We start from the raw sequence: 26,479 nt of genomic DNA, 5'->3' as shown, positions 1-26,479 counted from the left end.
TGACCTGATGAAAATTCTAATTATCGGCTCTGGTGGTCGTGAACACGCCATTGCTAAAAAAATATTAGCTAGTCCAAAGGTGACAGAGGTATTTTGCGCAAAAGGAAATCCTGGTATGCTAAATGACGGCATTCAAACTTTAGCTATTGAAGAAGATAATCATCCGGCTTTGATCGAATTTGCTAAAGAAAATCAAATCGAATGGACATTTGTCGGACCTGAAGTACCATTGTTGAATGGGATTGTCGACGATTTTCAAGCTGCTGATCTAAAAATATTTGGACCTAATAAAGCAGCCGCAATGATCGAAGGTTCAAAAGAGTTTGCTAAACAAATTATGCTAGAAAATCAAATTCCAACTGCAGCCTACGAAGTATTTACTGATTTTGATCAAGCGCAGGCCTATATAAAAAAAATAGGCACGCCAATTGTAATCAAAGCAGACGGTTTAGCTGCAGGCAAAGGGGTAGTAGTGGCACAGGATGAACAAGAAGCTTTATCAGCACTAGATGAAATGCTCAATCAAAACCGTTTTGGTGAAAGTGGTGCTAAAGTGGTGATTGAGGAGTTTCTAGCTGGTGAAGAGTTCTCGCTATTATCTTTTGTTAGAAATAATGATGTTTATCCAATGGTTATTGCTCAAGACCATAAGCCAGCTTTTGAAGGAAACAAAGGGCCTAATACTGGTGGAATGGGTGCCTATTCTCCCGTACCACAAATTTCCGAATCAATTATTACTGAAGCAGTCGAAAATGTTGTCAGACCTGCTGTAAATGGTATGGTTCAAAATGGTACACCTTTTTCTGGCATATTATATGCCGGCTTAATTGCAACTTCAGATGGACCAAAGGTTATTGAATTTAATGCCCGTTTCGGTGATCCAGAGACTCAGGTTGTTTTGCCGCGTTTAGCTAGTGATTTGGCCGAAGTTATTGACGATTTGTTGCATGAAAAAGAACCAAAAATAAACTGGTATGATTTTGCTAGTGTTGGTTTTGTTTTAGCAGCTGATGGCTATCCTGGAGATTATCAAAAAGGTATGCCGGTTCCAACCTTTGGTGATGAAAATGTCAACATTTTTTATGCGGGAGTTTCTGATTCAGATGGTCTAAAGGCAAATGGAGGCCGGGTTTTAGTTGTGGAAGCAAATGGTGAAAATATTTCTGATGCACAGCAAAAAGTTTACAAAGCATTAGAAAAAACAAATACAGATGGTTATTTTTTCAGAAAAGATATTGGTGATAAAGGTCGTAATAAATAATCAATTTATTTGTTTTTAATTTTCTTAGTTTTTAGTAAGATAAAAAATTTGCTAGAAAAAAATAATTGAATAAAATAAAAAAGAGCTTTATTGCAGCTTGCAATAAAGCTCTTTTTTTAGTAAAATCAAGACCGTTGTGAAGAATAAAAGCATTAATAATAATAAGTAGAAACAGATAAGTGAAGATAATAAAGAGGAAAACAATGACATGCGCGGTATATCATGTTAAAATAAAATTATGAAAAAATAATGAGATTAGAATTGAAAAAATAAGTTTTTATGAATATTGTTATCTCAATATTTTAAATTTTATGTTGTTCATTCTTGTACGTATATATCAATTGATAAGAAAAGAGGAAGTTTGATGGATGATAAATGGCTATCGTCTCAATTGGAAGCTGAAAAACCCAATATGGAAGCAATCATGGATTTTTTACCAAACTCTCAGTATTTAAAAATTTTGCTGGCACAACTCACTCGTCACTATGAGCCACAAATTAAAATAATTTTTCAAAAAAAGCTTGGATGGCACATTGAAGTCGTACAATATCAAGGTTTATTGTGCTCAATCATCATTCATGACGACTATTTTTCCGTAAAAACGCCACTACCTGATTTTGGGATTCGCTATTTAACACCAATGATTCAAGTAATGTCTGATGAGTTTAAAGAAAAGTTTGCACAAATATCTCCATCAACAAAGATGATCGAAATGGATGTAACGAATGAAGCTGAAATGGAAGATGTCGTTTTTCTAGTCAGTCTTCAAGCTAAAAACTTAAGAGAAAAACATTAAAAAGGTTTAATGTTCGTGTTTTAGCAAGAATAATAAAAATTATTCTTGCTTTTTTCTCATTTTTATTGTAAATTACATAGGGCGAAATGTCCTATGTTTTTTATTGTGTAAACAAATGGAGGATTTTATGAAAGTATTTGATTATGAAGATATCCAACTAATTCCCAACAAGTGTATCGTGAACTCTCGTTCAGAATGTGACACAAGTGTTAAATTAGGTAAATTCAGCTTTAAAATGCCAGTGGTTCCCGCTAATATGCAAACAATTGTCGATGAATCAATCGCAGAATTTTTAGCAGAAAATGGTTACTTTTACATAATGCATCGTTTTTACGAAGAAGAGCGGATTCCGTTTATTAAAAAGATGCAAAAAAGATGTTTGTTTACATCAATCAGTGTTGGTGTAAAAGCGAATGAATATGATTTCGTGCAATCGTTGGCCGATCAAAATTTAGTACCAGATTATATCACAATTGATATTGCCCATGGTCATTCTGATCCAGTGATTAATATGATTAAGCATATTAAAAAATTATTGCCGGATGCATTTTTGATTGCTGGTAATGTTGGAACTCCTGAAGCGGTTCGGGAACTAGAAAATGCTGGTGCAGACGCGACAAAAGTCGGCATTGGACCCGGTAAAGTATGTATTACTAAAATTAAAACTGGTTTTGGAACTGGCGGTTGGCAATTAGCAGCATTAAGTTGGTGTGCAAAAGCTGCCCGAAAACCTATTATTGCCGATGGTGGAATTCGTACCCATGGTGATATTGCTAAATCTGTTCGTTTTGGAGCGACAATGGTAATGATTGGCTCACTTTTTGCTGGCCATGAAGAGTCTCCAGGTGAAACCAAAGTTGAAAATGGTGTCGTTTTAAAAGAATATTTTGGTAGTGCTTCTGAATTTCAAAAAGGTGAAAAGAAAAATGTGGAAGGTAAAAAAATCTGGATTCCGTTTAAAGGTCATTTGAAAGATACTTTAGTGGAAATGCAACAAGATTTACAGTCTTCAATTTCTTATGCAGGTGGTCGCGATTTGGAATCTATCCAAAAAGTTGACTACGTAATAGTTAAAAATTCAATTTTCAATGGTGATACAATTTAAATTTAAAAGTGATAGAGGAAGATCAAATTGATCATCCTCTATCACTTTTTTTGATTGACAGTGGCCCTTTCCTCCAGTAATTTTAATACTAAGGGAAGTGAGTCGACTGATGTGGCAGTTAAATAACCAAAAAAATATTCCAGTCTATCAACAAATTATGGAACAGTTAATCGAATATATTCAAAATGGCCAATTACTGCCGGGAGATCGTTTGCCACCGGAGCGAAAATTGGCTGAGACTTATCATGTGAATCGTTCAACAGTAGTTCATGCGTTGGATGAATTAGTTGCTTTGGGCTGGATTGTACGAAAACGTGGTAGCGGAACGCTTGTTAACGAGGGAAACTGGGGCAGAACAGCTAATCCTCGGATTGATTGGCGAAGGCGATTAGCCGACAATCATTTTCAACAAGAAGCGTATTTAGTTAAACTGCAACAGCAATTGAAATCAGTCCAAAGTTTGGATCTATATACTGGAGAATTACCACTGAATTTAATTCCCAGTTTTCGTTTACCTTCTTTCAAATGGGAGACATTGCTACTGGAAGAACAAAAGCAAAGCCCATTGGGTTATTTACCATTACAGGAATTAATTGTTCAGCGGATAAAAAAAGAACAAAAAATCGATGTTTCTTCTAATGAAGTGCTAATTACATCAGGAGCCAAACAAGCCATGTTTTTATTGCTTCAAGTGATGTTACAAAATGGCGATAGTGTCGCGATTGAAGATCCATCATTTTTGTACTCTTTGCCAATTTTTGCTACTGCGGGCATTCGATTGTACGGTGTTGAATTAGATAGCCAAGGAATGCGAGTGGATCAGTTAGAACAATTGATTTTAACCAAAAAAATCAAAATGATATTAGTCAATCCGACCTTTCAAAATCCAACTGGCAGGACTATGTCTTTACAAAGAAGAAAAGAATTAATTGATTTAAGTCGAAAATATCAAATTCCCATTGTAGAAGACGATGTGTTTAGCGAATTGGCCTTCGTAGATTTACCGCCGTCCTTGAAAGAACTTGCACCAGATGAAGTCATTCACTTAGGTTCCTTGTCAAAAATATTTGGTTCATCTTTGAAAATTGGTTGGATTGTTGCAAATCGTGATTTGATTGTGCGTTTAGCCGAAGCACGTCAAATGGTTGATTTTTCTTTAAGCGTTTTTCCACAGGTTGTTGCCAGCACTGCATTAAAGGATCCTTATTTTAATCAAAAGCAGCAGAATTTAGTAGACACCTTAAAACAAAGCGCTCGTGATTTTGAAAAAGAATTAAAGCTTTTATCAAATGATTGGCAGTTTGAACCGATTGAAGGTGGGTTGTATGCTTATTTAACCTGGAAAAATAAAAAATTAACGAGAAAAGATTGGGAACTTTTTTTAGATGAACAATTATTGGTAGCTCCGGCGTTTTTATTTAGTAATGATACGATGTCCCTTAGGATTAATTACACTCGTCTAAATCAAGAAAATTTGGCAGTGTTTTTTAATAAATTTCAACAAATCACCGATCAATTGAAACAAAAATGAAGGAGGTCAATATGAATAATCAAATGCTAGATCTATTACAAACCCGTCGTACGTACCGTGATTTCGATGAGAATTATCAACTATCGGAAGAAGAATTACAGGTGATTTTATCAGCTGCAAGACAGGCGCCAACTTGGATGAATGGACAATTCTACAGTATTTTTGTGGTAAAAGATTCCTCAATTCGAGAAAAATTAGTTGCAATGAATCCAGGTAATCCCCACATGCTAAAAAGCTCTGTTTTTTTAATTTTTGTTGCTGATTTAAATCGTTCAAAAAAAGTCGCTGATAAATATGAGGTTGATTTCCCGATAATTGAAGGAATTGATCCATTATTGACTGCGGTGACTGATACAGCCTTAGCCATGAATAGCGCAACATTAGCCGCTGAATCCCTCGGGTTGGGTAGTGTTATTGTAGGAAGTATTCGCAAAGACATTGATGCAATTAGCCAATTATTAAATCTACCCGATTATATGTTTCCAGTAGCTGGAATGAGCATTGGTAAACCAACTGTTGAAATGAAAGTAAAACCACGTTTACCCGAAGAAGCTATTGTATTTTATGACACTTTTAAAGATTATGACTATCAAGTGATTGAAAAATATGATGAAACGATGGACAAATTTGCAGAAGCCAGAGAAACAAAAATCTGGAGTCAAAAATTTGCTGATTATTTTTCACAAAAACCAAATACTGCAGTTGATCAATTTCTTAAAGATAAAAAAATTCAAAAATAACTTTAGATGATTTGACAGAAACAGATTTTCAATTTATAGTTATTTTATTAAATAATATAAATATTGTTAGGTGAGGCTCCTATATGGACATAAGCTACTGCCGCAAAGGAATCGAGAGACTCCGAGTTGGTCTAACAGATGCCATCGTGAAGGTGACGTTTAACGTAGCTGACAAATTTTGTCTACGCCCTATAGTGCTAAAGCTCAACGATGACATGATTGAGGTTATTTCCGCATGCTTGTTGTTGAGTGTGCGTTTTTTTGTGTCTGACAATGAAAGGTGGTGAGGAAGATGGATCTTGACGAACATCCGAGTAAGAGAATAAGAAATTGGAGGAATTATTATGATGAGCAAGAAAAATCTCCTTGCCAAAAATATCAGCAAGGACCAAGAACTAAAAAAATTAGCACAATTAACTGATCGGGATTTATTTTTAAACTTAAGGACTTCTGAAAAAGGTTTGTCAAATCAAGATGCAAAAACGCGTTTGGAAGAATATGGGCCCAACGAAGTATCTGCACAAAAACCGACGCCTGCTTGGTTATTGTTTTTACAAGCCTTTAACGATCCTTTTGTTTATGTTTTAGCATTGTTAGTGATTGTTTCAATTGCCACTAAAGATTTTCAAGCGGCAATTGTAATGGTTATTATGATTTTAGCGAGTGTTTTAATCACTTTTATTCAAGAATACCGTTCCCAAAAAGCCAGTATTGAATTAAAAGAATTGATTGAAAATACCTCTGCCATTACAAGAAATGGCGAAACAGCGGAAATACCAATGGATGAAATTGTTCCTGGAGATATCCTAACTTTAGCAACGGGTGATATGATTCCTGCTGATGCAGTTTTGATTTGGACCAAAGATTTGTTCGTTAATCAATCTTCGTTAACGGGTGAATCAATGCCGATTGAAAAATTTATTAATAGTGCCCACAACAAAATAAGTGAGGAAACTGCCCTAGATTTATCAAATTTAGTTTTTATGGGAACAGATGTCTTGAGTGGTCAAGGCAAAGCTATTATTTTAAAAACCGGGCAGCAAACATTTTTTGGAGACATTGCTAAAAATGCAACAGCCAAACGTGGGAAGACAAGTTTTGACATTGGTTTGACGAAAGTTAGTAAATTGCTATTACGGATGATTATGGTTTTATTCCCTTTAGTTTTACTAATTAATGGTGTTACTAAAGGAGATTGGAGCAGTGCTTTCTTCTTTGCAATTGCCGTAGCAGTTGGTTTAACGCCAGAAATGCTTCCAATGATTGTTAGTTCAAATCTGGCCAAAGGTGCTTTGACATTGTCTAAACAAAAAGTGATTGTGAAAGAACTAGCTGCGATTCAAAATTTAGGTGGCATGGATATTTTGTGTACTGATAAAACCGGTACGATTACAGAAGATCGTGTGGTATTAGTTGAACATTTGAACCCTTTAGGGGAAGAAAATCGCCAAGTTTTAGATCTAACTTTTTTAAACTCAACTTATCAAACTGGTTGGAAAAACTTAATGGATATTGCAGTGATTAATTACTATGAAGAACAAAAACAGCAATTACCTTATCAAACAGTCCAAAAAATCGATGAAATACCCTTTGATTTTTCACGTCGTCGTTTGACAGTTGTGATTAAAGCAGATGATCATCAATTAATGATCACAAAAGGTGCGGTTGAAGAGATGGCGACTGTCTGCGATAAAGTAGAGATTAATGGAGAAATCTTACCCTTAACTGATGAATTAAAAGAAAAATTGCAAGAAGTAAACCAAAAAATGAATCGTCAAGGTATGCGAGTAATCACGGTGGCAATCAAAAAAGATGTCCATAGTGATGCAATTTATAGTAGCAGTGATGAAAAAAATATGACTTTAATCGGTTTTATGGGATTTTTAGACCCAGCAAAAGAATCTGCTAAGACTGCAATTGATTCTTTGCATCAACATGGAGTAAACGTCAAAGTTTTAACAGGTGACAATGAAATAGTAGCCCAAAAAGTTTGTAATGACGTAGGTATTGATGCCAGTAAATATGTTTTAGGTACTGAAGTTGACCGAATGAGTGATCAAGAATTACAGATTGCTGGTGATACAACTAATTTATTTGCAAAATTAAATCCAATGCAAAAAGCTCGGATTATTGAAAATTTACAAACAAAAGGCCACACGGTTGGTTTTATGGGAGATGGAATTAATGATGCACCAGCTTTAAGAAAAGCCGATGTGGGGATATCGGTTGATACAGCTGCTGATATTACCAAAGATGCCAGCTCGATTATTTTGTTGGAAAAAAGCTTAACCGTTTTAGAAAGCGGTGTGTTAGAAGGCCGGCGAGTATTTAGTAATATGATGAAATATATTAAAATTACGATTAGTTCAAATTTTGGGAATGTCTTTTCAATTTTAGTTGCTAGTGCCTTCCTACCATTTTTACCAATGTTGTCCATGCAACTTTTATTGCAAAACTTAATTTATGACATTGCTCAGCTAACAATTCCTTGGGATAATGTGGATGAAGAAGAATTAGTTAAACCAACAAAGTGGGAAACAAAAGGTTTGTTGAAATTTACGGTTTGTATTGGTCCAATCAGTTCGATTTTTGATATCTTAACTTTTGTCTTAATGTGGTATGTTTTTGGCGCAAATACAATAGGAAATCAAAATCTATTTCAAACAGGTTGGTTTGTTGTAGGTTTAACGACGCAAGCCTTAGTAGTTTTAATGGTAAGAACTAGAAAAATTCCATTTATTCAAAGTCGTCCGGCACCACAAGTTTTGGCTAGTCTACTGGCTGCAGTAGTGGTTGGTATTATTATTGTGATCACGCCAATAAGAGCGCAATTTGATTTTGTAGCATTACCTAATGCCTATTGGGTATGGTATTTCTTAATTGTTGTTGGCTATTTAATTGCAGTGCAGATTGGGAAAAAAATATATATCAAAATTGCTGGTGAATGGGTTTAAAATTATAACAGAGTGACTTTTATAGTTGCTCTGTTTCTTTTTTTATAGCAAGTATATTTCCACAAGTGGATTTTTTCACAATTAAAAATTGTAATTTTTAAATTGTTAGATCACGAGTTGATTTATGACTGGCAATCATAGCGGAAGAAAGAGGTTTCAGTCTCTTGTTAGTTTTATTTGTTAAACCACTTTAGTTTGGTCATTTTTTCACAAAAAAATAAGAAATTTCTAGCTAAAACTTTTATGGTAGCGTTGCATATTGTTTGTCTTCTCATGTTAAAAATGATACTTTAATGATGAAGCTGAGAAATCAGTAGTACAGATTCAGTTCCTGTTTTATCAGTGACTGAGAAAAAGAGAGGAAAGTGTGACAACATGGCAGAAAAAAAGAAAACGATCGACTTTAAAGCGTTATTAGCCGATATTAATGCTGATTTCCCTGTTTATCAAGCAATTGATGAAGATGGAAAAGTAGTAAACGAAGCATTAATCCCAGATTTATCAGATGAGGAATTGGTCGAATTAATGACTAAAATGGTTTGGTCACGGGTGTTAGATCAGCGTTCAACTGCATTGAATCGTCAAGGTCGTTTAGGATTTTACGCGCCAACTGCTGGCCAAGAAGCTAGCCAACTAGCTAGTCAATTTGCATTTGAAAAAGAAGATGTTTTATTACCAGGTTATCGTGATGTGCCTCAATTGGTTCAACATGGGTTACCTTTAGCAGAAGCATTCTTATGGTCGCGCGGTCATGTTGCCGGAAATCATTATGCTGACGATTTACAAGCATTACCACCACAAATTATTATTGGAGCGCAATATGTCCAAGCAGCTGGTGTAGCATTAGGTCTTAAGAAACGTAATAAGAAAAATGTTGCCTTCACATATACTGGTGATGGTGGTTCATCTCAAGGGGACTTTTATGAAGCGATTAACTTTGCTGGAGCTTACCATGCTAATGCCGTTTTTTACATTCAAAACAATGGCTTCGCAATTTCAACTCCGCGAGAACAACAATCTGCGGCAGCTACTTTAGCTCAAAAAGCTGTTGCTGCTGGAATCCCAGGTATCCAAGTTGATGGTATGGATCCATTGGCTGTTTATTATGTATCAAAGATGGCTCGTGAATGGGCAGCAAATGGCAACGGTCCAGTTTTAATTGAAACTTTGACCTACCGTTATGGTCCTCATACTTTATCAGGTGATGATCCAACTCGTTACCGTTCTAAAGAAATGGATGACGAATGGCAAAAGAAAGATCCATTGGTTCGTTTCCGAAATTATTTAACGGAAAAAGGTCTTTGGTCTGAAGAAAAAGAAGAAGCAATCATTGAACAAACAAAAGAAGAAATCAAGGAAGCAATTTCTGAAGCTGATCGTGTACCTAAACAAAAAGTTTCAGACTTCTTAAAAAATATGTATGAAGTACAACCGCAAAGTATTAAAGAACAAATTGAATTCTATGAAGCGAAGGAGTCGAAATAATCATGGCCCAAAAAACAATGATTCAAGCCATCACTGATGCTCTTGATTTAATGCTAGAAAAAGACGAAAATGTATTAGTTTTCGGTGAAGATGTTGGTAAAAACGGTGGTGTATTCCGTGCGACTGAAGGATTACAAGCAAAACATGGAGAAGAACGCGTTTTTGATACACCTTTAGCTGAGTCAGGAATTGGTGGTTTAGCGTTTGGTTTGGCTTTAGAAGGTTTTCGCGCTGTTCCAGAAATTCAATTCTTTGGTTTCGTTTTTGAAACGATGGATGAAGTAGTAGGTCAAATGGCTCGCACTCGTTACCGTATGGGTGGTACACGTCATTTACCAGTCACTATTCGTTCACCTTTTGGTGGTGGTGTGCATACACCTGAACTTCACTCTGATAATTTAGAAGGCTTGATGGCTCAATCTCCCGGTTTGCGAGTAGTTATCCCATCAAATCCATATGATGCAAAAGGATTATTGATTTCTTCAATTCGTAACAATGATCCAGTTGTTTATCTAGAACATATGAAATTGTATCGTTCGTTCCGTGAAGAAGTGCCAGAAGGAATTTATGAAGTACCTTTAGATAAAGCTGCTGTAACTCGTGAAGGTAGTGATGTTTCAATTATTACTTATGGCGCAATGGTTCGTGAAGCTATAAAAGCAGCCGATAATTTAGCAAAAGAAAATATCAACGTTGAAATTATTGATCTTAGAACAGTTGCTCCTCTAGATGTTGAAACAATTATCAAATCAGTTGAAAAAACTGGTCGAGTGGTTGTTGTACAAGAAGCACAAAAACAAGCCGGTGTCGGTGCACAAGTAGTTTCTGAAATTTCTGAAAGAGCTGTATTATCCCTAGAAGCTCCGATTGGACGTGTTTCTGCCCCAGATACAATTTTCCCATTTGGTCAAGCGGAAGGTATCTGGTTACCAAATGCTAGCGATATTGAAGCAAAAGTAAAAGAAATCGTAGAATTTTAATTAAAGGAGCGAGATAAGCATGGCTTTTCAATTTAAACTGCCTGATATTGGCGAGGGAATCGCAGAAGGCGAAATCGTTAAATGGTTTGTAAAACCAGGTGACACAATTAATGAAGATGATACTTTGTTAGAAGTTCAAAATGATAAATCAGTTGAAGAAATTCCATCACCAGTGACAGGTACGGTGAAAAATATTTTAGTTTCAGAAGGAACAGTGGCTAATGTAGGCGATGTTCTAGTTGAAATCGACGCACCTGGTCACGAAGATAACGAAGGTGATAGTGGTGTTGTTGCTACAGAACAAACACCAGAAAGTCCTGCAGCTGAACCGGTAGTAGAATCAGGTTCAAGTTCATCTGGCGGCGGTGTTTTCCAATTTAAATTACCTGATATCGGCGAAGGTATTGCTGAAGGCGAAATCGTTAAGTGGTTTGTCAAAGCCGGCGATACAATTAACGAAGATGATACTTTATTAGAAGTACAAAATGATAAATCAGTTGAAGAAATTCCGTCTCCAGTTACTGGAACGGTTAAAAATGTCATCGTACCTGAAGGAACAGTGGCAAATGTAGGCGATGTTTTAGTCGAAATCGATGCACCAGGTCATAACGATAGTGCATCAGCAGCGCCAGCTGCAGCTGAAACTCCGGCAGCTCCCGTTGCAGCAGAAGCACCAAAATCAACTGGTGTTGTTGCAGCAAGTGACCCAAATAAAAATGTTTTGGCAATGCCATCTGTTCGTCAATATGCCCGTGAAAAAGATGTAGATATCACAGCTGTTGCGGCAACTGGTAAAGGTGGTCGTACAACAAAAGCTGATATTGATGCCTTCCTAGCAGGTGGAAATGCAGCGCCAGTAGCAAATACACCAACTCCAGCTACTGAATCAACACCTACTGGTACTACTCCTGCACAGCCAAGTGCACCAGCAGCGCCAGCTAAACCGTTCGTTTCAAATATGGGCGAAGCAGAAACAAGAGAAAAAATGACACCAACTCGTAAAGCAATTGCTAAGGCGATGGTGAATAGCAAACATACTGCACCACATGTTACTTTGCATGATGATGTAGAAGTATCTAAACTTTGGGATCACCGTAAGAAATTTAAACAAGTCGCTTTAGACAATGGTACAAAATTAACTTTCTTACCTTATGTGGTGAAAGCTTTAACTGCAACAGTTAAAAAATTCCCAATCTTGAATGCGTCAATTGATGATGCAGCCCAAGAAATTGTTTACAAAAATTATTATAATATCGGCATCGCTACCGATACTGATCATGGTTTATATGTACCAAACGTAAAAAATGCTGATACAAAAGGGATGTTCCAAATTGCTGATGAGATCAATAATAAAGCTGCTGAAGCAATTGAAGGTAAATTAGCAGCTGAAGATATGCGCAATGGAACAATTACTATTTCCAATATTGGTTCTGTTGGTGGCGGCTGGTTCACACCAGTTATCAATTATCCTGAAGTTGCGATTTTAGGTGTTGGAACGATTACACAAGAACCGATTGTAAATGCTGATGGTGAATTAGCTGTCGGTCGCGTGATGAAATTGTCATTAAGTTTTGACCACCGAATCGTCGATGGCGCTACTGCTCAAAAAGCCATGAACAATATTAAACGTCTATTGGCTGACCCAGAATTACTTTTAATGGAAGGATGATAGAAACATGGTAGTTGGAGATTTTGCCATTGAATTAGACACAGTTGTAATTGGTTCAGGACCTGGAGGATATGTTGCTGCAATTCGTGCAGCAGAAATGGGTCAAACCGTTGCAATTATTGAACGAGAATTTATCGGCGGCGTTTGTTTAAACGTCGGCTGTATCCCATCAAAAGCGTTAATTTCTGCTGGACATCATTATCAAGATTCATTGGATTCTAGTTTGTTTGGTGTAACTAGTGAAAATGTAAAATTAGATTTTGCAAAAACACAAGATTGGAAAGAAAATGGTGTCGTTAACAAATTAACTTCAGGCGTCAAATTCTTATTGAAAAAACACAAAGTTGAAATCATTGAAGGAGAAGCTTTTTTTGTTGATGATCATACTTTGCGAGTGATTCATCCCGATTCTGCGCAAACTTATTCGTTTAACAATGCGATTGTTGCGACCGGTTCACGTCCAATTGAGATTCCAGGATTTAAATTTGGCGGTAGAATTTTAGATTCAACTGGTGGATTGAACTTGCCAGAAGTACCGAAAAAATTCATCATCATCGGTGGCGGTGTTATCGGTGCTGAACTAGGTGGCGCATATGCAAACCTTGGTGCTGAAGTAACAATCCTTGAAGGAACACCTCAAATTTTACCAACTTATGAAAAAGATATGGTGAAATTGGTAGAAGATGATTTTGCCAAAAAAGGGGTAAAAGTTATTACTTCTGCAATGGCTCGTGAAGCTATTGATAATGGCGATAGCGTTAGTGTTCGTTATGAAGTAGACGGTAAAGAAGAAACGATCGAAGCAGACTACGTAATGGTGACTGTTGGACGTCGTGCCAATACAAATGATATGGGCTTAGAACAAGCAGGTGTTGAGATTGCTGATCGTGGCTTGATTGAAGTCGATAATCAAGGACGTACAAATGTACCTAATATTTATGCTATTGGTGATATTACACCAGGAGCAGCTTTAGCTCACAAAGCAAGTTATGAAGCTAAAATTGTTGCAGAGGCAATTTCTGGTAAAAAAGTAGCGATTGATTATAAAGCTATGCCAGCTGTTGCATTTACTGATCCAGAACTTGCTTCTGTTGGTTTAACAATTAAAGAAGCGAAAGCTGCCGGTATTGAAGCTAAAAGCTATAAATTCCCATTTTCTGGTAACGGTCGTGCATTATCTTTAGCTAAAACTGAAGGATTTATTCGTTTAGTTACGACAGTCGAAGATAATGTGATTGTCGGTGCACAAATTGCTGGTGTAGGTGCAAGTGACATGGTTTCGGAATTAGCCCTAGCGATAGAATCAGGAATGAATGCTGAAGACATTGCTTTAACAATTCATCCTCATCCTTCTTTAGGAGAAATTACCATGGATGCTGCTGAACTTGCTCTAGGTTTACCAATCCATATTTAATTTTTAATCAGTGAAAAGTCGGGTGGAGACACTCGACTTTTTTTTTGATACTGTTAAACTAATTAAGAATGGAGGGAGATCAATGGATAATTATAGCTATCCCTTAGATGATGACTGGAGTACTGAAGAAATGGTGACAGTTGTCCAATTTTTAAATTTAGTTGAAAAAGCATATGAAGAAGGAATCCAAACTGACACGTTTCTAGCTGGCTACAAGGACTTCAAAACTGTTGTAAAAAGTATTGGTGAAGAAAAACGAATCGGTCGAAGCTTTGAACAAACAAGTGGCTATTCTTTGTACCAATCAGTTAAAACAGCTAAAAATACACAGCAAAAGCGATTTAAAATGTAGAGGAGAAGTTTGTATGGAAAATGAAATTATTCAGTGGATTTATCAAGCAGCAGAAAAGATTAAAGCGGCTTTAAATGATGAATTAGTAATTGATGAAAAAAATGGACGCACTGACTTAGTGACAAATGTCGATAAAGAAACCCAAGATTTTTTGGTAGATAAAATAAGAACCTATGATCCTGATGCACATATCTTAGGTGAAGAGAACGGTCAAGATCAGACCGATATTTCTAATGGTCGTGTTTTTGTGATTGACCCGATTGATGGAACGATGAACTTTGTTTTACAAAAAGAGAATTTTTGTATTATGATTGCGGTTTTTGAAGAGGGCATCGGGCAATTAGGATTTATTTATGATGTAATGCGAGATGATTTGTTTTGGGGTGGTCCTAAGCTCGGTAAAGTTTTCCATAACCGAAAAGAATTGCCTAAACCGGCTAATACAAAATTAGCAGATGGACTAATCGGTATGGGCGTATCTCTAGTAACAGGTGAAAATAAATTCCATACGAAAGAAATCGGCCGAGAAGCAATGGGTGTGAGAATCTTAGGCTGTGCGGGCTTAGATTTTATTGCAATCTTAAAAGGCACTCAAAACGGCTATATTAGTCGTTTAAGTCCCTGGGATTACGCGGCTGGAATCGTCATGATGCAACAGTTTGATATGGCGTTTAGTGGGTTCCAGGATCAACCATTAAGCTTTAACGGTCGAGAATTTTTTAAAGGCGGCACACAGGCAGTGATGTCAGAAATAACAGAATATGATATTTAAAACTTAAGTAAAAGATATTTTCTGAAAAAATGAAAATCTTTTACTAACATTTTAACTGCTTATCTGCTATAATCAACAACTGTGCAAGTCTTGTGTTATGAGAAAAGGAGCAAAAAAATTGAAATACAGAAATGATATCCGCAACGTAGCAATTATTGCCCACGTTGACCATGGTAAAACAACCCTAGTTGATGAAATGTTAAAACAATCCGATACTTTAGATAGTCATGTCCGCTTACAAGAACGTGCAATGGATTCTAATGCGTTGGAACAAGAACGCGGCATTACTATTTTAGCTAAAAATACTGCAGTAAACTACCAAGATTATAAAATCAATATTATGGACACACCTGGACACGCGGACTTCGGTGGCGAAGTTGAGCGAATCATGAAAATGGTTGATGGTGTTGTCTTAGTAGTGGATGCTTATGAAGGAACAATGCCTCAAACTCGTTTTGTGTTGAAAAAAGCGTTGGAACAACATTTGATTCCAATCGTAGTAGTAAATAAAATTGACAAACCTTCAGCTCGTCCAGCAGAAGTTGTCGATGAAGTGTTAGAATTATTTATCGAATTAGGCGCAGATGAAGACCAATTAGAATTCCCAGTAATTTATGCTTCTGCTATCAATGGAACATCTAGCCTATCTGATGATCCTGCTGAACAAGAGCATACAATGAAACCTATTTTTGACACAATTGTAGAAAAAATTCCAGCACCCGTTGATAATTCCGATGAACCTTTACAATTCCAAGTATCTTTACTTGATTATAATGATTATGTTGGACGTATCGGAATCGGACGGATTTTCCGTGGGAAAATTAAAGTCGGCGATCAAGTATCTGTATTGAAACTTGATGGTTCAGTTAAAAACTTCCGTGTAACGAAAATCTTTGGTTTCTTCGGTTTACAACGTTTAGAAGTGGATGAAGCAAAAGCTGGCGATTTAATTGCTGTTTCTGGAATGGAAGATATTTTCGTTGGTGAAACTGTTACACCCGTTGATCAACAAGATGCTTTACCGATCTTACACATTGATGAACCAACATTACAAATGACATTCTTAGTAAATAATTCTCCTTTTGCTGGCCGTGAAGGTAAATTTGTGACTTCTCGTAAAATTGAAGAACGTCTAATGTCAGAACTTCACACCGATGTTTCATTAAAAGTGGAACAAACGGATTCACCAGATGCTTGGACGGTTTCTGGTCGTGGCGAATTGCATTTGTCAATTTTAATTGAAAACATGCGTCGCGAAGGCTATGAATTACAAGTTTCTCGTCCCGAAGTAATTGAAAAAATGATTGATGGTGTAAAATGCGAACCATTTGAACGGGTTCAAATTGATACGCCTGAAGAATACATGGGTTCAGTTATTGAAGCTTTAGGTCAACGTAAAGCTGAAATGCAAGACATGATTCACTCAGGAAATGGTCAAGTGCGTTTAATTTTCTTAGCTCCAGCTCGTGGATTATTAGGATTTACAACAGAATTCTTATCAATGACACGTGGTTATGGTATTATGTCTCATACGTTCGATCAATATTTACCAATGATTCAAGCTATCATCGGCGGACGTCGTAATGGTGCTTTGGTTTCGGTTGATACTGGTAAAGCGACAACTTATTCAATTATGAGTGTTGAAGAACGTGGAACGGTCTTTGTTGAACCTGGTACAGATGTTTATGAAGGCATGATTGTCGGCGAAAATAGTCGTGACAAAGATTTAGGCGTAAATATTATTAAAGCAAAACAAATGACTAACGTACGATCTGCTAACAAAGATCAAACATCAGTAATTAAACGTCCAAAAATTCTTACTTTAGAAGAATCATTAGAATTTTTAGGCGATGATGAATATTGTGAAGTAACTCCTGAAAGTATTCGTTTGAGAAAACAAATTCTAAACAAAGCTGAACGGGAGAAAGCCGCTAAAAAGAAAAAGAATCTTGAAGCTGTTTAATATGTAAATGTTGAAAACCAAAATCCTTGAGATTTTGGTTTTTTTTGTGAAATTATTTATTATTAGAGAATGTGAAGAAATCATGAAAACTATTTGAATAATTATCGTTTAAATATTATCCTTTACCTGTAAGCGTTTCAAAAATTTAAAGAAAGTAGGATGTTTATGAAAAAAAGTAAACTATTTAAAAGTCTCTTTACTTTTTCAGCAGTTTTTGGATTTGGGATTGCTGGTCTCTCTCAAGTAAGTGAAGGAGCTGAGGTTCCAGTCCAGATGTTGGGTATCAATGACTTTCACGGAGCATTAAGCACTACAGGAAGTTATTATGGTCCCAATGAAAAAGTTAGCGGTGCAGGAACAGCTTCACTTTTAGCAGGATATTTTAATGAAGCGACTAAATCAGATGCTGCGGTTTATCGTGTTCAAGCCGGTGACATGGTTGGCGCTAGCCCAGCTAATTCAGGTTTGCTGCAAGATCAACCAACAATGCGTGTATTAAATCAAATGAAATTTGATGTGGGTACTTTAGGAAATCATGAATTTGATGAAGGCTTAGCAGAATTTAATCGAATTTTATTAGGAAATCCTCCGGGAAAAGATGATCATTTTTACGATATCGTTGATAAATATAATTCTGAAATTGGTCAAGAAGCGTTGAAGGGGAATTTTGATTTAGCTATTGCTAATGTAAAAGATAAAATGACAGGAGCTAACCCATTTGGCTGGGAAGACTATGTGATTGAAGAAAAGCAAGTTGGCGGTGAAACAGTAAAAGTTGGTTTTATTGGTGTAGTAACGACTGAAATTCCTAATTTAGTATTGGCTGCTCATCATAAAGATTATAATTTTACTGATCCAGCGGAAGCGATCGTCAATAGTTCTAAAAAATTACGTGATCAGGGCGTCAATGCGATTGTTGTATTAGGACACACTCCTTCAGTTCAAGATGGAAGTACAGCAACTGGTGAAACTGCTAATATTATTAACACAGTTAATCAATTGGATCCAACTAATAGTGTGGATGCCTACTTTGCAGGTCATAACCATGTGTACACAAACGGTGTGGTCGGTAAAACTCGTGTGGTTCAATCAACATCACAAGGCAAAGGTTTTATTAATTTAAATGGGACTTATGATACTGAAAAAATGGATTTTATTGCTACACCGGATGCTGAAGTAAAAGCGGTAGCTCCTGGTGGTGCAACTGCTGATGCTGAAGTTCAAAAAATTGTGGATGATGCTTCTGAAAGAGTCAAAGCGGTAACTGATACATCTATTGGTAAAGCAAACAACGGAGATGACATTTCCCGAACGGTGAATGAGTTTGGTGAATCAGCAGTTGGTAATTTAATTACCGATGGTCAGGTTTATATGGCTAAAAAAGCTAATATTGATGCTGATTTTGCTTTAACAAATAATGGTGGAATTCGTGACGATTTAAAAGTTCAAGATGATGGCACAATTACTTGGGGAGCCGCACAAGCCGTTCAACCTTTTGGTAATATTATGCAGGTGGTTGAAATGACCGGTGCGCAAATAAGAACAGTGTTAAATCAACAAACTTTTAGCTATAACAAAGAAACGCAGCAATATTCTGGCTACTTCTTGCAAGGTTCTGGTTTGAAATATACTTTCTCAGACAACCAAGATGCAGCAACAAAAACTGAATATCCTTATGTGGTTAATAGTCTAACCAAAACAGATGGGACACCAATTGAAGATAATACAACTTACAAATTAATTATCAATGATTTCTTATATGGTGGTGGTGATGGATTTACAGAATTTACCAATGCAAAATTAATTAGCGCAATTGATCCTGATACTGAAACTTTCATTGGTTATATTGAAGATTTGACAGCAAACGGGCAAACTATCGCTGCTGCCATTGAAGGTAGAAAAACTTACGGGGATTTGCAAAATCAAGACGTTTATCGTGTTTATAATCCAAATTCTGGCGAACATTTTTACACTCTTAGTGAAGGCGAGAAAAATGGTCTAGTTCAAGCTGGCTGGACTGATGAAGGTACTGGTTGGCAAGCGCCGCAACAAGGAGACGAAGTTTATCGTGTCTATAATCCAAATGCTGGTGATCATCATTACACTAAAGATGCTGGTGAAAGAGATTATTTAGTTAAACAAGGTTGGGTTAATGAAGGTGTAAGTTTCCGATCTGGTGGACAAAAATCAATTTATCGTTTGTACAATAAAAATGCTGTTGCTGGAGCCCATCATTATACTTTAAGCCAAGCAGAAAATGATTGGTTAGTAACTGCTGGTTGGAAAGCAGAAGGTATTGGTTTTAACGGATATTAAGAGTAAGGAGCTGATTTTTTATCAGCTCTTTTTTTTATAGTAAAAGCAAAATTTTCATTAATAACTATAACTAATGTTTCATATTTGAGATTGTTTCACAATTAAAAACTGATTTAATCACAATTTTTTTAAATTCTCTATTTCTAAAAAAATCTAACTTGTGTAAAACTTAAAGCCGAACATTTAGAGAGAAAAAAAGATTCCTTAAACTTTTTTTCCTCCTTTTAAATTTTTTCTATGCTATAATAATAAAACTAAGATAGGAGGGAAGCAAAATGGAACAAATTTCTTCTAAATATGCGGTTGAATTGCTTTTAGAGGATGCTAATCGCATCAAATTACTGATTCGCAATCAACACAATAGTTTATGTATTTCACAGTGTAAAGCTTTTGAAGAAGTCGTGGATACTCAAATGTATGGCTTCTCCAGACAGGTTTTGTATGCTGAAAAAATTGGCGTATTAAAACGTGGTGAAGGTCAGAAAATGTTAAGCGCTCTCGAAGCTGACCTCAATCAATTGTATACAGATTTGTATGAAAATCGCAGTCAAGATAGTCTTGAATCTAGCTGGGAGGCTTAATCTTTGCCAAAGTTACGAAAGCGTCATTTTTTAGATTATAGTATTTTAATTCCTTACTTAGTCCTTAGTATTATTGGACTGATTTTTGTTTATAGTTCAACATCTTATAACTTAATTACCGATAATTTAAATCCTGCTAGTTCAGTGATTAACCAAGGTGCATTTTGGGTATTTAGTTTAATCATCATCAGCTTAATGTATAAGATGAAGACCGATGTGATAAAAAATCAGAATCTAATTATTACCTTAACTCTGGTTATCTTCGGCCTTTTGATTATAGTCTTGTTCGTTGGACAAGAAGTAAATGGGGCCAAAGGATGGATTAGCATTGGTCCTTTTAATATGCAACCAGCTGAATACTTAAAAATATTAGTTATTTGGTATTTGGCTTATATATTGTCTAAACGACAAGAAAGCATTCAACAAAACTTTTTTATTGATATGCGTCAGCCGATGGTTTTAGTTGCTTTAATGGTTTTTCTTGTAGCGATTCAACCAGATGTTGGTAATGCAGCAATCATTACACTGTTAGCTATCATTTTATTACTAGCAAGTGGTATTAATTGGTTTTACACAGCAATTTTTGGTGGTGTAACCGTAATTGGTAGTGTTGCTGTAATTGAGTTTTTAAGCCGCTTCGGAAAAACTATTTTGCCTGAACGTATTCAATATATTGGTAGTCGGTTTGAAGTCTTTAGAAACCCTTTTGTGGATGAACTAGGAGACGGTCACCAATTGGTCAATGGTTATTACGCCATGTTTAATGGTGGTTGGTTTGGCCGAGGATTAGGTAATAGTATTGAAAAAAGAGGTTTTTTAAGTGAAGCTCATACTGATTTCATTTTTTCTATTGTGGTAGAAGAAGTTGGATTAATTGGTGGCCTAATTATTTTAGGTTTGCTTCTTTTTATGATTGTGCGAATTTTGTTGGTTGGAATTCGCTCAAAAAAGCCATTCAATTCATTAATTTGTATTGGGATTGGCAGTTTATTTATAATCCAAGTCTTTATTAATCTTGGTGGGATTTTGGGTATTATTCCTTTGACTGGTATTACATTTCCTTTTTTAAGTCAAGGTGGAAATAGTTTGCTTGTCTTATCTGTAGGGGTCGGCTTTGCATTAAACATTAGTGCAGATGAACGGCGTACGCAGTTAGCAATCGAATATGATTATTTAAAAAGTTAGGAGTGAAGTTAATGAAAAAAGTTTTGGTGGCAAATAGAGGTGAAATCGCTACTCGGGTATTTCGTGCTTGTAGCGAACTAAATATTAAAACAATTGGGATCTTTGCTGAAGAGGATGCTTATTCTGTTCATCGTTTTAAAGCAGATGAAGCCTTCTTAGTTGGTAAAGGAAAAAAACCAATTGATGCCTATTTAGACATTGAAGATATTATTCGTGTCGCTAAAGAAGCCAAAGCTGATGCCATTCATCCGGGATATGGTTTTTTATCAGAGAATTTAACCTTTGCACAACGTTGTGAGGAAGAAGGAATCATTTTTGTGGGACCTTCGACACATCATTTAGATATATTCGGAGATAAAATTAAAGCTAAAACGGCAGCAGTAGAAGCAGGAATTCCGTCAATTCCTGGTTCTGATGGGCCGATTAATACGGTAGAAGATGTCTTGTTATTTGCTGAAACAAATGGGTATCCAATTATGATAAAAGCAGCATTAGGCGGCGGCGGTCGTGGAATGCGTGTGGCTCATGATGAAAAAGAGGCAAGAGAAGGCTATGACCGTGCAAAAAGTGAAGCTAAAGCTGCTTTTGGTAGCGATGAAGTCTACGTGGAAAAATATGTTGCAAATCCTAAACATATCGAAGTGCAAATTTTAGGAGACAGACATGGCAATGTTGTTCATTTATTTGAACGTGACTGTTCAGTGCAACGACGTCATCAGAAAGTTGTAGAGGTAGCCCCATGTATGTCCCTTTCAGATATGCAAAGAGAAAAAATCTGTCAGGCTGCTGTACAATTAATGAAGCACGTTGGCTATGTGAATGCAGGAACAGTTGAATTCTTAGTTGAGGGAGATAATTTTTATTTCATCGAAGTGAATCCACGCGTTCAAGTAGAACATACAATTACCGAGTTAATTACTGGTATTGACATTGTAACTTCACAATTAATGATTGCTCAAGGAAAGGATATCCATCAAGAAATTGGGATTCCTACACAAGAAAATATTACTTTCAGTGGTTCAGCGATTCAGTGCCGGATTACAACTGAAGACCCATTGAATGACTTTATGCCGGATACAGGTAAGATTGATACTTATCGTTCACCAGGTGGTTTTGGTGTACGTTTGGATGTCGGTAATGCCTATGCGGGTGCAGAAGTTTCACCATATTTTGACTCATTATTAGTTAAAGTTTGTACACATGCATTAACTTTTGATCAAACCATTCAAAAAATGCAACGATGCTTACGAGAGTTTAGGATTCGTGGTGTAAAAACTAATATTTCATTTATGCAAAATGTTATTAGTCATCCGGTTTTCCAAAGTGGCAATGCTAAAACAACATTTATTGATAACACACCAGAACTATTTGAATTTTCTAGGATTCGTGATCGTGGGAACAAAACGATGCGCTACATCTCTCAGATTACTGTCAATGGATTTCCTGGAATTGAAAAACAAGAAAAACGATTTTATGAAAAACCACGTTTACCTAAACATTTAGAAAAACGTGAAATTATTACTGCAAAAAATATTTTAGATACAAGAGGTGCCGATGCAGTTAATGATTGGATTAAACAACAAAACAATGTCTTGTTAACTGATACTACGTTCCGTGATGCTCATCAAAGTTTATTAGCAACTCGTGTGCGCACGACTGATATTTTTAAAATTGCTGAAAAAACTAGTGAAGCAATTCCAGAACTATTTTCTAGTGAAATGTGGGGCGGAGCGACTTTTGACGTTGCCTATCGCTTCTTAAGTGAAGATCCTTGGAAACGTCTAAAATTATTACGTAAAGCGATGCCTAACACTCTATTACAAATGCTTTTCCGTGGATCAAATGCCGTGGGTTATTCTAATTATCCCGATAATGTCATTGAAGGATTTATTAAAGAAGCAGCTGAACGAGGTATTGATGTATTTAGAATTTTTGATAGCTTAAACTGGATTCCACAAATGGAAAAAAGTATTCAAGCAGTAAGAGATACTGGAAAAATTGCTGAAACAGCTATTTGCTATACAGGTGATATTTTAGATGACAACCGTGCAAAATATAATGTTGAATATTATACAAACATGGCGAAAGAACTAGAAAAGCTGGGTGCTCATATTATTGCGATTAAGGATATGGCTGGCTTACTAAAACCGCAAGCAGCTTATCGCTTGGTTTCCGAACTAAAAGCGGCAGTTGATTTGCCAATCCATCTGCATACGCATGATACTGCTGGAAATGGGATTATTACCTTATCTGCAGCAACCAAAGCTGGGGCAGATATTGTGGATGTTGCAGCTAGTGCCATGAGTGGTGCAACCAGTCAACCAAGCATTAGTAGTTTATTTTATGCTTTACAAAATGGTGATCGTGCACCAGAAATTAGCATCAATAATGTCGCACAATTGGATCATTATTGGGAAGATGTGCGCCCTTATTACGAAAGTTTTGAAAATGGGATAAAAGCAGCGCAAACTGAAGTCTATATGCATGAAATGCCTGGTGGACAATATTCTAACTTACAGCAGCAAGCCAAAGCAGTTGGTTTAGGTGAGCAATGGGATGAAATTAAAGAAGTCTATCGTAAAGTAAATCTAATGTTTGGAGACATTGTCAAAGTAACTCCTTCTTCAAAAGTTGTTGGAGATATGGCATTATTCATGGTGCAAAATAATTTATCAGAAGAAGATATTTATGAAAAAGGGGACGAACTAAGCTTCCCTGATTCTGTTATTAGCTTCTTCCAAGGAGAATTAGGTCAACCTGTCGGTGGATTCCCAGAAAAATTACAAAAAGTGATTTTACAAGGTCGCCCAGCGCTGTCTGTTCGTCCAGGATCTTTAGCTGAACCGATTAATTTTGAAAAAGTCAAAGCAGAATTACAAGAACTGGTTGGTTTCGAACCAAATCACCGAGATATACTGAGTTATTTAATGTATCCTCAAGTATATTTAGATTACCAAAAGTCTTATGCTAATTTTGGTGATGTGACCCTATTGGATACTCCAACGTTCTTTAATGGTATGAGAATTGGTGAAACGGTTAATGTCCAAATTGAAAAAGGTAAAACCTTGATTATTCGACTTGACTCGATTGGTGAACCTGATATCGAAGGTAACCGGACCCTGTTCTTTAATTTAAATGGTCAAAGAAGAGAAATTGTAATCAAAGATCAATCAATCAAAAGTGCTGTACAAGCTAAGAGAAAAGCTGAACCAACCAATCGAGAACATATTGGTGCTACAATGTCTGGGTCGGTCTTAAATGTATTAGTTAAAAAAGGTGATTTAGTTAAAAAAGGGCAACCACTTTTAGTAACTGAAGCGATGAAGATGGAGACCTCAATCGATGCACGTTTTGATGGAGAAATCAGTCATTTATACGTCACTGAAGGTGAAAGTATTGCTTCTGGTGATCTGTTAATCGAAGTAAAAGAAAAATAGGAGGATTAGAACTTGAAAAGAGTAATTGGTTTTGTCGCAATTTTTTTGCTAGTTATTATTGGCTATTATGTGCAACCAATTCTCTTTCCAAGATCCTCGGTAAATATACCGGTTCAACCAACGGAAAGTAGCGTGAGTCATCAACCTCTAAAACATACCGTAGTGGAGTCTGATGGCTTCGCTAATTATATTGGCGGTAGCTTAGAAAGTTTTGAAGCGGTTTATGGTTTACCAAATTCGGTGGAAAACAGTGGATTTTTCTTTGAAATTCGAACCTATTCGGTAGAGTCTGGTATTTTAGAAGTAAATATTGAAGAAAATAAAATTACTGCAATTAAGGTTTTGGGAAATCAAATTGACAGTGGTGATTTTTCTTTTGGGAAAACGATTCGAAAACTAGCTAGTCAGTACAATTTGTCTGCCGACTTTTCTTTAGATTTTGATGAAGAACCTGTCATGCTAGAATTAAGTGAAGATGATATGCGTCACCGACCTTTGATTGCATTTAATAATGATTCTTTTGCTATGGTCTTCTTCAATGGTACTTCAGAAAAATTGATAGGAACCGTTTATATGGACAAGGAAACACTTTTGAGGTTTATGCCCTACAAAATAAATAGCGGAAATCCTTTATCCAGTAGAATGCAAGAGTCAAATCTTGACTGGAGTATGATCAATCAGCAGAGACAACAACGAACTATACAGTCAGTTAATGCTTATCGTCTTTTAATTGATCAACCAGTTTATACTAATGGCAATAATGAAGATAGTCAAAGGATGATAGTTGCTTTTTTAAATCAGCCACAAAATTATTTGAGTACGGCAAGACAAGAGGCTTGGGATATCGAACAAAGTGCCTATATTGGTAATCTTCATTTTGAATTGACTGAAAAAGAATTAAAAGAGTTAGCGGAAGATCAAAAAACAGATTTTGAAAGAGCACTGTATTACTCACCTGAGATTGATCCAACTTTTACTTTACTCTATTGGTTGAGCCAAACCCATTTAACGCATTTATTTGATCAAGCTGATCCGGGGAAATTGAATATTGCCTTTTCTCAAGAAAGTGTGCTAATCTTAATTCAACAACCTAGTACGGAGGATAGTCAATAACATGATTATAAATGATAGTTTATTTGCTCTGGAAGATTCTAATGAAGCTTTAATTGATGCGATATTAAATAGCTCAACTTATCAAAACTACTTTTCCTGCAAAGAATCTATGGATCAATCACCTGAAGTAGAAAATTTAAGAAGCAGCTTTAACAAAGAAAAAGATAAACTTGAGCAAATTTCCGCATATGGAAAGTATGCGCCTGATTATAAAGAACAACAACGGACTTTACGAAAGAGTAAACGTACGTTAGACTTAAACCAACAGGTTGCTGAATACCGCTTGGCTGAGAATGATTTTCAAGCATTGTTAGATGAAATAAGTCAACGTTTAGCGGCCGCAATCTCCAATGAAATCAAAGTTGATGCGGGAAATCCGTTTTTTGAAACTGGAAAAATTGGTTGTAAGGGGAATTGTCATGGATAAACCAGAGTTTGAAATACAAAAAAGAAGAGGCATTATTGTGTGGGTCTATTCTTTGAAACAATTAAAAACGTTAAAGCGTTTTGGCTTAGTACATTATGTTTCAAAAAAAATGAAATATGTTGTCCTATATGTAAATGAAGAAATGGTAGCTGAAGTTGAAGCAAAACTTAATGCTTTACATTTTGTTCGTGGCGTTGAACCATCCTATCGTCCCGATGTGGAGATGAACTTTGCTGATCGCATTGGAACAAAAGCTGCTTATCAGGTAAAAGAAGAAGAAGAACTGGATGTTGTAGAAGCCAATACACAAATTCGTTTAGCTGAAACTGTTTAAGAAAAGTAGGGTGAAAAGTGTGTGATATAATCATTCATTTTTCACTTTTTTTATTGGAAAGGAT

Annotated in this window: 20 protein-coding genes and 1 riboswitch; all 20 genes read left to right on the top strand. The window is 36.2% G+C overall.

The annotated features are described in order from the left end of the window. Positions 1 to 7: 7 nt before the first annotated feature. The gene (purD, locus tag KUA55_RS06335) at positions 8 to 1,261 is read left to right on the top strand and encodes a phosphoribosylamine--glycine ligase (RefSeq protein ID WP_218325337.1); all 1,254 of its coding nucleotides are present in this window, start codon (positions 8 to 10) and stop codon (positions 1,259 to 1,261) included. A gap of 364 nt (positions 1,262 to 1,625) precedes the next feature. Continuing rightward, entirely contained in the window at positions 1,626 to 2,057 is a 432-nt protein-coding gene (locus KUA55_RS06330) for a DUF3788 family protein (RefSeq protein WP_218325336.1), read from the top strand. 127 nt (positions 2,058 to 2,184) lie between these two features. Then, positions 2,185 to 3,162, top strand: a complete 978-nt coding sequence (guaC, locus tag KUA55_RS06325; RefSeq protein WP_218325335.1) for a GMP reductase — start codon at positions 2,185 to 2,187, stop codon at positions 3,160 to 3,162. 109 nt (positions 3,163 to 3,271) lie between these two features. Continuing rightward, positions 3,272 to 4,693: an aminotransferase-like domain-containing protein gene (locus KUA55_RS06320; RefSeq protein WP_218325334.1), complete on the top strand. Its 1,422-nt coding sequence runs from the start codon at positions 3,272 to 3,274 to the stop codon at positions 4,691 to 4,693. 11 nt (positions 4,694 to 4,704) lie between these two features. Continuing rightward, complete coding sequence (locus KUA55_RS06315) at positions 4,705 to 5,433, top strand: nitroreductase family protein (protein WP_218325333.1); 729 nt, start codon at positions 4,705 to 4,707, stop codon at positions 5,431 to 5,433. Between the two features lie 55 nt (positions 5,434 to 5,488). Then, positions 5,489 to 5,655: riboswitch (M-box (ykoK) riboswitch) on the top strand. A 125-nt stretch (positions 5,656 to 5,780) separates the two neighbouring features. Then, the gene (gene mgtA / locus KUA55_RS06310; protein ID WP_218325455.1) at positions 5,781 to 8,387 is read left to right on the top strand and encodes a magnesium-translocating P-type ATPase; all 2,607 of its coding nucleotides are present in this window, start codon (positions 5,781 to 5,783) and stop codon (positions 8,385 to 8,387) included. Positions 8,388 to 8,762: 375 nt separating this feature from the next. Next, positions 8,763 to 9,872, top strand: coding sequence for a pyruvate dehydrogenase (acetyl-transferring) E1 component subunit alpha (pdhA, locus tag KUA55_RS06305; protein WP_218325332.1), 1,110 nt, complete (start codon positions 8,763 to 8,765; stop codon positions 9,870 to 9,872). A 2-nt stretch (positions 9,873 to 9,874) separates the two neighbouring features. Next, positions 9,875 to 10,852, top strand: a complete 978-nt coding sequence (locus tag KUA55_RS06300) for an alpha-ketoacid dehydrogenase subunit beta (protein WP_218325331.1) — start codon at positions 9,875 to 9,877, stop codon at positions 10,850 to 10,852. Positions 10,853 to 10,871: 19 nt separating this feature from the next. Next, positions 10,872 to 12,521, top strand: coding sequence for a dihydrolipoyllysine-residue acetyltransferase (locus tag KUA55_RS06295; protein ID WP_218325330.1), 1,650 nt, complete (start codon positions 10,872 to 10,874; stop codon positions 12,519 to 12,521). 7 nt (positions 12,522 to 12,528) lie between these two features. Next, entirely contained in the window at positions 12,529 to 13,935 is a 1,407-nt protein-coding gene (lpdA, locus tag KUA55_RS06290) for a dihydrolipoyl dehydrogenase (RefSeq protein WP_218325329.1), read from the top strand. An 82-nt stretch (positions 13,936 to 14,017) separates the two neighbouring features. After that, positions 14,018 to 14,287 carry a UPF0223 family protein gene (locus KUA55_RS06285; protein ID WP_218325328.1) on the top strand — a complete coding sequence of 90 codons (270 nt, stop codon included), beginning with the start codon at positions 14,018 to 14,020 and terminating at the stop codon, positions 14,285 to 14,287. Between the two features lie 13 nt (positions 14,288 to 14,300). Beyond that, positions 14,301 to 15,059: an inositol monophosphatase family protein gene (locus KUA55_RS06280; RefSeq protein ID WP_218325327.1), complete on the top strand. Its 759-nt coding sequence runs from the start codon at positions 14,301 to 14,303 to the stop codon at positions 15,057 to 15,059. A 118-nt stretch (positions 15,060 to 15,177) separates the two neighbouring features. Then, positions 15,178 to 17,022, top strand: a complete 1,845-nt coding sequence (gene typA / locus KUA55_RS06275) for a translational GTPase TypA (RefSeq protein ID WP_218325326.1) — start codon at positions 15,178 to 15,180, stop codon at positions 17,020 to 17,022. Positions 17,023 to 17,187: 165 nt separating this feature from the next. Beyond that, positions 17,188 to 19,338, top strand: a complete 2,151-nt coding sequence (locus KUA55_RS06270) for a 5'-nucleotidase C-terminal domain-containing protein (protein ID WP_218325325.1) — start codon at positions 17,188 to 17,190, stop codon at positions 19,336 to 19,338. Between the two features lie 275 nt (positions 19,339 to 19,613). Beyond that, positions 19,614 to 19,919 (top strand): DUF1507 family protein, encoded by a 306-nt coding sequence (locus tag KUA55_RS06265; RefSeq protein ID WP_218325324.1) that lies wholly within the window; start codon positions 19,614 to 19,616, stop codon positions 19,917 to 19,919. A 3-nt stretch (positions 19,920 to 19,922) separates the two neighbouring features. After that, the gene (locus tag KUA55_RS06260) at positions 19,923 to 21,104 is read left to right on the top strand and encodes an FtsW/RodA/SpoVE family cell cycle protein (protein ID WP_218325323.1); all 1,182 of its coding nucleotides are present in this window, start codon (positions 19,923 to 19,925) and stop codon (positions 21,102 to 21,104) included. Positions 21,105 to 21,115: 11 nt separating this feature from the next. Then, on the top strand, positions 21,116 to 24,541 hold the full coding sequence (locus tag KUA55_RS06255) for a pyruvate carboxylase (protein WP_218325322.1): 3,426 nt from the start codon (positions 21,116 to 21,118) through the stop codon (positions 24,539 to 24,541). A gap of 12 nt (positions 24,542 to 24,553) precedes the next feature. Further along, positions 24,554 to 25,654 carry a CAP-associated domain-containing protein gene (locus tag KUA55_RS06250; protein WP_218325321.1) on the top strand — a complete coding sequence of 367 codons (1,101 nt, stop codon included), beginning with the start codon at positions 24,554 to 24,556 and terminating at the stop codon, positions 25,652 to 25,654. A 1-nt stretch (position 25,655) separates the two neighbouring features. Continuing rightward, complete coding sequence (locus tag KUA55_RS06245; protein WP_218325320.1) at positions 25,656 to 26,081, top strand: YlbF/YmcA family competence regulator; 426 nt, start codon at positions 25,656 to 25,658, stop codon at positions 26,079 to 26,081. After that, a complete protein-coding gene (locus KUA55_RS06240) occupies positions 26,074 to 26,415 on the top strand; it encodes a YlbG family protein (protein WP_218325319.1) in 342 nt (113 codons plus the stop codon). The genes KUA55_RS06245 and KUA55_RS06240 overlap by 8 nt, the downstream gene beginning before the upstream one ends. Positions 26,416 to 26,479: the final 64 nt, after the last annotated feature.

Origin of the sequence: Enterococcus alishanensis (assembly GCF_019218635.1) — a bacterium.
GTDB lineage: Bacteria > Bacillota > Bacilli > Lactobacillales > Enterococcaceae > Enterococcus_A > Enterococcus_A alishanensis.
This window is presented reverse-complemented; position numbering and strand designations above follow the sequence as displayed.

What these genes read in the sequence shown, in the direction of transcription:
- KUA55_RS06295 (WP_218325330.1), top strand. Translation starts at nt 10,872, where the DNA reads ATGGCTTTTCAATTTAAACTGCCTGATATTGGCGAGGGAATCGCAGAA.
- KUA55_RS06300 (WP_218325331.1), top strand. Translation starts at nt 9,875, where the DNA reads ATGGCCCAAAAAACAATGATTCAAGCCATCACTGATGCTCTTGATTTA.
- KUA55_RS06265 (WP_218325324.1), top strand. Translation starts at nt 19,614, where the DNA reads ATGGAACAAATTTCTTCTAAATATGCGGTTGAATTGCTTTTAGAGGAT.
- KUA55_RS06270 (WP_218325325.1), top strand. Translation starts at nt 17,188, where the DNA reads ATGAAAAAAAGTAAACTATTTAAAAGTCTCTTTACTTTTTCAGCAGTT.
- KUA55_RS06285 (WP_218325328.1), top strand. Translation starts at nt 14,018, where the DNA reads ATGGATAATTATAGCTATCCCTTAGATGATGACTGGAGTACTGAAGAA.
- KUA55_RS06330 (WP_218325336.1), top strand. Translation starts at nt 1,626, where the DNA reads ATGGATGATAAATGGCTATCGTCTCAATTGGAAGCTGAAAAACCCAAT.
- KUA55_RS06315 (WP_218325333.1), top strand. Translation starts at nt 4,705, where the DNA reads ATGAATAATCAAATGCTAGATCTATTACAAACCCGTCGTACGTACCGT.
- KUA55_RS06255 (WP_218325322.1), top strand. Translation starts at nt 21,116, where the DNA reads ATGAAAAAAGTTTTGGTGGCAAATAGAGGTGAAATCGCTACTCGGGTA.
- mgtA (WP_218325455.1), top strand. Translation starts at nt 5,781, where the DNA reads ATGAGCAAGAAAAATCTCCTTGCCAAAAATATCAGCAAGGACCAAGAA.
- KUA55_RS06245 (WP_218325320.1), top strand. Translation starts at nt 25,656, where the DNA reads ATGATTATAAATGATAGTTTATTTGCTCTGGAAGATTCTAATGAAGCT.
- guaC (WP_218325335.1), top strand. Translation starts at nt 2,185, where the DNA reads ATGAAAGTATTTGATTATGAAGATATCCAACTAATTCCCAACAAGTGT.
- pdhA (WP_218325332.1), top strand. Translation starts at nt 8,763, where the DNA reads ATGGCAGAAAAAAAGAAAACGATCGACTTTAAAGCGTTATTAGCCGAT.
- purD (WP_218325337.1), top strand. Translation starts at nt 8, where the DNA reads ATGAAAATTCTAATTATCGGCTCTGGTGGTCGTGAACACGCCATTGCT.
- lpdA (WP_218325329.1), top strand. Translation starts at nt 12,529, where the DNA reads ATGGTAGTTGGAGATTTTGCCATTGAATTAGACACAGTTGTAATTGGT.
- KUA55_RS06280 (WP_218325327.1), top strand. Translation starts at nt 14,301, where the DNA reads ATGGAAAATGAAATTATTCAGTGGATTTATCAAGCAGCAGAAAAGATT.
- KUA55_RS06320 (WP_218325334.1), top strand. Translation starts at nt 3,272, where the DNA reads ATGTGGCAGTTAAATAACCAAAAAAATATTCCAGTCTATCAACAAATT.
- KUA55_RS06240 (WP_218325319.1), top strand. Translation starts at nt 26,074, where the DNA reads ATGGATAAACCAGAGTTTGAAATACAAAAAAGAAGAGGCATTATTGTG.